Origin of the sequence: Sphingomonas sp. (genome assembly GCF_035758555.1) — a bacterium.
Taxonomy (GTDB): Bacteria; Pseudomonadota; Alphaproteobacteria; order Sphingomonadales; family Sphingomonadaceae; genus Sphingomonas_B.
Window position 1 is genome coordinate 1 of record NZ_DASTXI010000044.1, and the last position, 7,037, is coordinate 7,037.

The 7,037-nt window shown below is 66.8% G+C and carries 9 protein-coding genes and 1 tRNA gene; 6 read left to right on the plus strand and 4 right to left on the minus strand.

From position 1 onward, the window contains the following. A partial coding sequence (locus tag VFT73_RS02590; RefSeq protein WP_326408585.1) for an aconitase family protein occupies positions 1 to 548 on the minus strand: 548 nt, incomplete at its 3' end. Between the two features lie 187 nt (positions 549 to 735). Here VFT73_RS02590 and VFT73_RS02595 point away from each other — a divergent pair. Continuing rightward, the gene (locus tag VFT73_RS02595) at positions 736 to 939 is read left to right on the plus strand and encodes a hypothetical protein (RefSeq protein WP_326408587.1); all 204 of its coding nucleotides are present in this window, start codon (positions 736 to 738) and stop codon (positions 937 to 939) included. 9 nt (positions 940 to 948) lie between these two features. On the opposite strand, the gene glpK is transcribed toward VFT73_RS02595, so the two are convergent. Next, positions 949 to 2,409 (minus strand): glycerol kinase GlpK, encoded by a 1,461-nt coding sequence (glpK, locus tag VFT73_RS02600; RefSeq protein WP_326408589.1) that lies wholly within the window; start codon positions 2,407 to 2,409, stop codon positions 949 to 951. A gap of 184 nt (positions 2,410 to 2,593) precedes the next feature. Between glpK and VFT73_RS02605 the strand changes: the two genes are divergently transcribed. Together VFT73_RS02605 and VFT73_RS02610 are read left to right on the plus strand one after the other, a co-directional pair. Next, on the plus strand, positions 2,594 to 3,658 hold the full coding sequence (locus VFT73_RS02605) for an AI-2E family transporter (protein ID WP_326408597.1): 1,065 nt from the start codon (positions 2,594 to 2,596) through the stop codon (positions 3,656 to 3,658). A 60-nt stretch (positions 3,659 to 3,718) separates the two neighbouring features. After that, positions 3,719 to 3,795, plus strand: a tRNA-Asp gene (locus VFT73_RS02610). 11 nt (positions 3,796 to 3,806) lie between these two features. On the opposite strand, the gene VFT73_RS02615 is transcribed toward VFT73_RS02610, so the two are convergent. Together VFT73_RS02615 and VFT73_RS02620 are read right to left on the minus strand one after the other, a co-directional pair. Further along, positions 3,807 to 4,019, minus strand: coding sequence for a DUF2842 domain-containing protein (locus VFT73_RS02615; RefSeq protein WP_326408591.1), 213 nt, complete (start codon positions 4,017 to 4,019; stop codon positions 3,807 to 3,809). After that, on the minus strand, positions 4,016 to 4,585 hold the full coding sequence (locus VFT73_RS02620) for a 5-formyltetrahydrofolate cyclo-ligase (RefSeq protein ID WP_326408593.1): 570 nt from the start codon (positions 4,583 to 4,585) through the stop codon (positions 4,016 to 4,018). The genes VFT73_RS02615 and VFT73_RS02620 overlap by 4 nt, the downstream gene beginning before the upstream one ends. A 118-nt stretch (positions 4,586 to 4,703) precedes the next feature. Between VFT73_RS02620 and VFT73_RS02625 the strand changes: the two genes are divergently transcribed. The 3 genes from VFT73_RS02625 to VFT73_RS02635 all read left to right on the plus strand — a co-directional run. Next, positions 4,704 to 4,940 carry an acyl carrier protein gene (locus tag VFT73_RS02625; RefSeq protein ID WP_046348156.1) on the plus strand — a complete coding sequence of 79 codons (237 nt, stop codon included), beginning with the start codon at positions 4,704 to 4,706 and terminating at the stop codon, positions 4,938 to 4,940. 97 nt (positions 4,941 to 5,037) lie between these two features. After that, positions 5,038 to 6,297 (plus strand): beta-ketoacyl-ACP synthase II, encoded by a 1,260-nt coding sequence (gene fabF / locus VFT73_RS02630; RefSeq protein ID WP_326408595.1) that lies wholly within the window; start codon positions 5,038 to 5,040, stop codon positions 6,295 to 6,297. A gap of 178 nt (positions 6,298 to 6,475) precedes the next feature. Beyond that, positions 6,476 to 7,037: endolytic transglycosylase MltG (locus VFT73_RS02635; protein WP_326408596.1), on the plus strand; the 562-nt coding region annotated here is incomplete at its 3' end.

A 7,037-nucleotide genomic window follows, 5' to 3' on the forward strand; every position in this document is an offset into this window, starting at 1 on the left:
TGGCAGATGCCGGTGCCCGGCGGCACGACGCGGAAATTGTTGAGCGCCTTCGACCCCCATTTCAGGAACTCGTACCGCTCCATGTTGCGCTGATATTCGAGGTCGACATTCGCCTCGAACGCCTTGGGGTTGCCGAACTCGTCGACCATCACTGAATGGTCGATGACCAGATCGACCGGCACCAGCGGGTTGATCTTCTGCGCGTCGCCGCCAAGCCGGTTCATCGCGTCCCGCATCGCCGCCAGGTCGACTACGCAGGGGACGCCGGTGAAATCCTGCATCAGCACGCGGGCGGGGCGATACTGGATCTCGCGGTTGATCCGCTGCTCCTTCTGCCAGTCGGCAAGCGCGCGGACATCCTCGACCGTGACCGTCTCGCCGTCCTCAAAGCGTAGCAGGTTTTCCAGCAGCACCTTCATCGAAAAGGGCAGGGCGGAGACGTCGCCGATCTTCGCCGCGGCCTTGTCGAGCGAATAATAGGCGTAGGTCTTGCCGCCCGCCTGGAGCGTGGAACGAGTGCTGAGCGTGTCCTGGCCGACGGCGGTCATGGGATTCCCCCTTTGCTTTGGTTGGCGGCGCTCAGACCACGCGAGCGGCCGCATGTGGATGGCGCTCTAGCAAGCGCGCGTGCACGCGAAAAGGGCAGTTTGCCGCGGCTCCGGCAGTCGCTCGAAAATCCATGCACCCTGAATCCCAATCGTGCGTTGTGAGGGCCGCACCAGGAGGAATTTGCGCATGGCCAAGGCACTTTCGCGGTTCACGATCGAGCGGGGCGGCGACGACTATGTCATTCACATCGAGGACGAGGACGGAGACACGCTGGAGCTGACGGCGAGTTTCGAGCAGCTCGACCTGATCAGCGAGTCTCTCGAAGAACACCTCGCGTTCGATGCCGACGATCCCGACCTGCTCGAGGAGGATGAGGACGAGGAGGAATAGGGCTTCGCCTCAACCGAGCACCGCCTGCATCGCCTGAGACCAGCCGTCGAGCCGCGCCTGGCGCTGGTTCTCGCCGAGTCCAGGGCGGAACACGCGCGTTTCGCCTCGCAGCGCCGCCGCGTCGGCCAACGAATTGAACAGCCCCGCGCCGACGCCGGCCAGCATCGCCGCCCCTATCGCGGTCGTTTCGACGAATGCCGGCCGCTCCACCTCGACGTCGAGCATGTCGGCCAAGTCCTGTGCCAGCCAGTCATTTGCCGCCATGCCGCCGTCGATGCGCAGCCGCGTCCAGTCGCAGCCGTCGCCGGCGAACGCTGTCTTCAGATCGTGCGTCTGGTGAGCCTGGGCCTCGAGCGCCGCCCGGACGATGTGCGCGCGCCTTGCCGAAAAGCTCAGTCCCGAAATCGCCCCGCGCGCATCGGGCCGCCACCAGGGGGCGCCGAGGCCGGAGAGGGCGGGCACCAGGTAAACCCCGCCATTGTCCGGCACCGAGCGGGCGAGGGCCTCGCTTTCGCCGGCGCTGGCAAGCATACCGAGGTCGTCGCGCAACCACTTTATCAGGCTGCCGGCCACGAACACGCTGCCTTCCAGCGCATAATGCCGCTGCCCGCCAAGCTGCCACGCCACTGTTGCGAGCAGGCGGTTGCGGGATGTGGGGAGAGCGGTGCCGGTCGCGGTGAGCACGAAGGCGCCGGTGCCGTAGGTCGCCTTGGTGTCGCCGGGCTCCAGGCACGCCTGCCCGATCGTCGCAGCCTGTTGGTCGCCGGCGAGCCCGCAAATCGGGATCGCTGCGCCGAACAGGTTCGTCTCGCCAAAGCGGCCGGCGCAGTCGACGATCTCGGGCAGAACGCCGCGCGGCACGCCGAACAGCGCGAGTAGCCCGTCGTCCCAGCCGCCGCTGCCGATCGCCATCAGCGCGGTGCGCGACGCGTTGGTCGCGTCGGTGATGTGGAGGCCGCCGGTCAGTTTCCAGACCAGCCAGGATTCGACCGTGCCGACTGCGAGCCGGTCGCCGGCTTCGCGCAGTTGCGGCCAATTGCCGAGCGCCCAGCCGATCTTCGAAGCCGAGAAATACGGGTCGAGCAGCAGCCCGGTCTTGGCCTGCACGGCAGGCTCATGGCTCTGCTCCTTCAGCGCAGCGCACAAATCCGCCGTGCGCCGGTCCTGCCAGACGATCGCAGGCGCGAGCGGCTCGCCGGTGTTCTTGTCCCAGAACACGATCGTCTCGCGCTGGTTGGTGATGCCGATCGCCGCGACGCGCTCGGCCCCGCCCGCCAGATCGACCATTTCGCGCGTGCATTCGAGCGTCCGCTGCCAGATTTCGGCGGCATCGTGCTCGACCAGCCCCGGCGCCGGATAATGCTGCGTCAGCTCCCGTTGCGCGCAGCCAAGACATCGTCCTTCCAGCGCGAACAGCATCGCCCTTGTGGAGGTCGTCCCTTCGTCGATCACCAGGATGGTTTCGGCCATCAAATCCCCCGCGCCTCCCATCTAGCGGTTGAAAGGGACTTGTGCGCATAACGACCGCATGCGCGTCGAACAATCCGAGCGGGTGGAACCGCGGCCGCGGCCGGCCCCCCTGGATCGCATCCGGCGCGTGGCAGAGCCGAGTCTCGAGCGGCAGCGGGTGCGGCTGCTTGCCGGGCTGACTCTGATGGCGGGGGTCGGCCTGTTGCTGGGGCTGCCGTTCGCGCTCCGCGCCGCGTCCGAGTTCCTGCTGCCCGTGACCGCGGCGATGGTGATCGCGATCGCGCTGGTGCCCCTGCTCGAATGGCTGGAGCGGCGGCGCGTCCCCTCCGGGATAGCGGCATTCCTGTGCCTGTTCTTTTTTCTGGTGATCGCGAATGCGGCGCTTGCCTCGATCGTCGTGCCTGCGACCGAATGGTTCCAGGCGCTGCCTCAGCGCATCCCGCAGATCCAGGCCAACCTGGCGCCGGTGATCGACTTTTATTCCAACCTGCAGAAGTTCGTCGACGACACGGTCCAGATGCTGGCGAAAGGTCCCGTCGCCGCCGCCCAGGCGTCGGCCGTGCAGGCGCCGAGCTCGATCATGGACTATGTCTCGTCCGCCCCGCACGCGGCCATTCAGCTCTTTTTCGGCATCCTGGTCGTCTATTTCTTCCTGTGCGGCTGGACGCGGCTGCGGGAGCGGACGATCACCTCGCGCGGCAGCTTCGGCGGTGCGCTGGCGACCGCGCGTGTGATCCAGGACGTGGTCGATTCGACCTCCGCCTATCTGGGCACGATCACTCTGATCAACGTGACGCTGGGGCTGCTGGTCTCGGCGGCTCTGTGGCTGATCGGCATGCCGTCGCCGCTGATGTGGGGCGGCATCGTCGCGCTGCTGAACTACATCCCCTATATAGGCCCGATCCTCGCGGCGATCCTGCTCGCGCTGGGCGGGCTGATGACCTTTTCGGACGTTTGGCTGGCGCTGACCCCGGCCGCCATCCAGATCGGTCTGCACGTGGTTGAGGCGAACGCCGTCACCCCCGCGATTCTCGGCAAGCGGCTGACGATCAACCCGCTTCTGATCCTGCTGTCGCTGAGCTTCTGGGGCTGGGTCTGGGGCACGCCCGGCGCGCTGCTGGCGGTGCCGCTGCTGATCATCATCCAGACGATCGCCGGCGCCGCGGGCAAGCCCGACATCGCCGGATTCCTGTTCGAAGAAGGCACGCTGGTCGCGGGTTCTCCCGATCCCGGCGATCCCGACGACTGACCAACGATTGAGCGTTGACAGCGTGGGGCGGCTCCCCTAACCGGCCCGCCTCACCGAAGCGCGGGTGTAGCTCAGTTGGTTAGAGCGCCGGCCTGTCACGCCGGAGGTCGCGGGTTCGAGCCCCGTCACTCGCGCCATTTCCCATATTTTAGCGCCGCCAGCGGCCGGTCGCGATCCAGCGCATGATCGGCATCGCGGGGAATACCCAGGCAATCCCGGCCAGGATGTAGATCAGCAGCTGCAGGGGGCCCCAGAGCTGCGCGATTTCCGCACTGAAGCTTGCGACGATCACAGCCCATCCGGCGATCAGCGCGAGGACGGCGAAGATGCCGATGACGCTGCGGGCAGGGGGATCGATCACCGGATCCACTCCCGTTCGGTCAGCACTGCGTGCAGCGGCACGTCCCACGGATCGTCAGGCACCAGATCGACTTCCTGCACATGCCAGGCAATTCCGATTCGCACGGCGTCCGGATAGCGGGCGAAGGCGCGGTCGTAATAGGCGGCGCCCTGGCCGAGCCGGTGCAGGCGCCGGTCGAACCCCAGCAGCGGGGCGAGGAACAGGTCCGGGGCGACTTCGGGCGCTGTCGCCGGATCGGGCTGCTCAAGCCCCCATTGCCCGGCAACCAGCGGATCGCCCGGTGCCCAGGCGAGGAAGCGCATCGGCACGCTCCGCCGCTCCACATAGGGGAGGGCAACCGTCTTGCCCGCCTGCAAGGCATAGTCGAGCAGCGCGGCAGGATCGGCCTCGCTCCCTTGCGGGCGATAGCCGGCGACGCAGCTCGCGCTGTCGATCAGCGCTTTCAGCGGAGTCGGTGCCGCGTGGAAAGCGAACAGCCGCGCCGCCGAGTCGAGCACGGCCACCATCGCATCGCGCCGCGCTCTCAGCTCCGTGCGCAGCTGCGCCTTCAAATCGGTCGAATCCATTCAGCGCGCCTTAAGAGAGGGCGCAGCCACAAGCCACCCCAAGGGAGCCGCGCGGGGCTTGCCAGCGTTCGGGTGGCGGATTAGGTGCGGGATTAAAGATCAACATAAAGGATACTCCATGAGCGAGACTGCCGACCGGGTGAAGAAGATCGTCGTCGAGCACCTCGGCGTCGAAGCGGACAAGGTCACCGAGGACGCCAGCTTCATCGACGATCTCGGCGCCGACAGCCTCGACATCGTCGAACTCGTGATGGCTTTCGAGGAGGAATTCGGGGTCGAGATCCCGGACGACGCCGCGGAAAAGATCACGACCGTGAAGGACGCGATCAACTATATCGACAGCAACAAGGGCTGAGCCCGCGGGCGGGTTCACTCGCCCAGCTTGATCGAACGGCTCTCCGGCCCACATGCGGGCAGGGGGGCCGTTTCGCTTTACGCACTGGAGTTTGCGCATGCGCCGAGTCGTCGTCACCGGAATCGGCCTCGTCACCCCGCTGGGCGGCGACGTCGAGACCAGCTGGTCCAACATCAAGGCGTCCCGCTCGGGCGCGGGCACGATCACCCGCTTCGACGCGACCGACTATCAATGCCGCGTCGCCTGCGAAGTGAAGCCGGCCGACCACGAATATGGCTTCGATCCGAACAAGCGCGTCGACCACAAGGTCCAGCGCCAGGTCGACCCGTTCATCATCTACGGCATCGACGCCGCCGGCCAGGCACTGGAAGACGCCGGGCTGACCGACATGAGCGAGGAAGACCGGTTCCGCGCCGGCTGCTCGATCGGCGCCGGCATCGGCGGCCTGCCGGGCATCGAGAGCGAATCGCTGGTGCTGGAGCACAAGGGGCCGCGCCGCGTGAGCCCGCATTTCGTACACGGCCGCCTGATCAACCTGATCTCCGGTCAGGTCTCGATCAAATACGGACTGATGGGCCCGAATCACGCGGTGGTGACCGCCTGCTCGACCGGCGCCCATTCGATCGGCGACGCCGGACGTATGATCCAGCTCGGCGACGCGGACGTGATGGTCGCTGGCGGCGCGGAAGGCGCGATCTGCCCGATCGGCATCGCCGGCTTCGCCCAGGCACGCGCGCTTTCGACCAATTTCAACGACGAGCCGCAGCGCGCCTCGCGCCCCTACGACAAGGACCGCGACGGCTTCGTGATGGGCGAGGGCGCGGGCGTCGTCGTGCTCGAGGAATATGAGCGCGCCAAGAAGCGCGGCGCCAAAATCTATGGCGAGCTGATCGGCTACGGCATGTCGGGCGACGCCTATCACGTCACCGCGCCGCATCCGGAAGGCGCGGGCGCGTTCCGGGCGATGAAGGTCGCGATGGAGCGCTCCGGCCTCGACCTCGGCGACATCGACTATATCAACGCGCACGGCACCTCGACGCCGCTCGGCGACGAGCTGGAGCTGGGTGCGGTCCGGCGGCTGTTCGGCAACAACATCGCCAATCTATCGATGAGCTCGACCAAGTCGGCGATCGGCCACCTGCTGGGCGGCGCCGGAGCGGTCGAGACGATCTTCTGCATCCTCGCGATGCGCGACCAGATCGTCCCGCCGACGCTGAACCTCGATAATCCGAGCGAAGGCGTCGAGGGCGTCGACTTGGTCCCGCACAAGGCCAAGGAGCGGAAGGTCAAGGCGGTGCTGAACAACAGCTTCGGCTTCGGCGGCACCAATGCCAGCCTGGTGCTGAGAGCGATTTAGCGCCTGCGCATTTTCCCACTCCGTTCGTCCCGAGTAGAGACCGAGTAGCTGCGCTAGCAGCGTATCGAGGGCTTGTATCGAGGGATGCGTTCCCTCGATATGCCATCTCGATACGCGAGCTGCGCTCGCTACTCGACGGCTACTCGGGACGAACGGGATGGTTTAGGAGCCGCAATTGATGCGCCGCCTGATCCTTCTTGCCCTCGCCGTGCTCGTCGTCGCAGGCGGGGCGGCGCTTTATGCCTGGAACGGCCCGGGCCCGGCGCCCAAGACGCTGAGCGTGATCGTGCCGGAAGGCGGCACGCTGCGCACAGCCGCGCGGGAGCTGGAGAAGGCCGGCGCGGTCGCCTCCGCCCAGCGCTTCCTGATCCTTGCGCGGGTGTTCGGCGGCCAGGGTGTGATCCGTGCCGGCGAATATGAAGTGCCGAAGGGCGCGAGCGCACACGCGATCCTGGATCTGCTGCAATCGGGCAAGACGATGCAGCGTTTCGTGACCATCCCCGAGGGCACGCCGTCGATCATCGTCTACGAAAAGCTGATGGCCAACAAGCTGCTGACCGGCCCGATCCCGGTACCGGCGGAGGGGTCGGTGCTGCCCGACAGCTACAGTTACACGCGGGACGAACCGCGCGCCGCGGTGCTGAAGCGGATGACGGCGGCGATGGACAAGACGCTCGCGAAACTCTGGGCGGCACGCAAGCCGACGACCGTCGCGCGGACGCCCGAGCAGGCCGTGACGC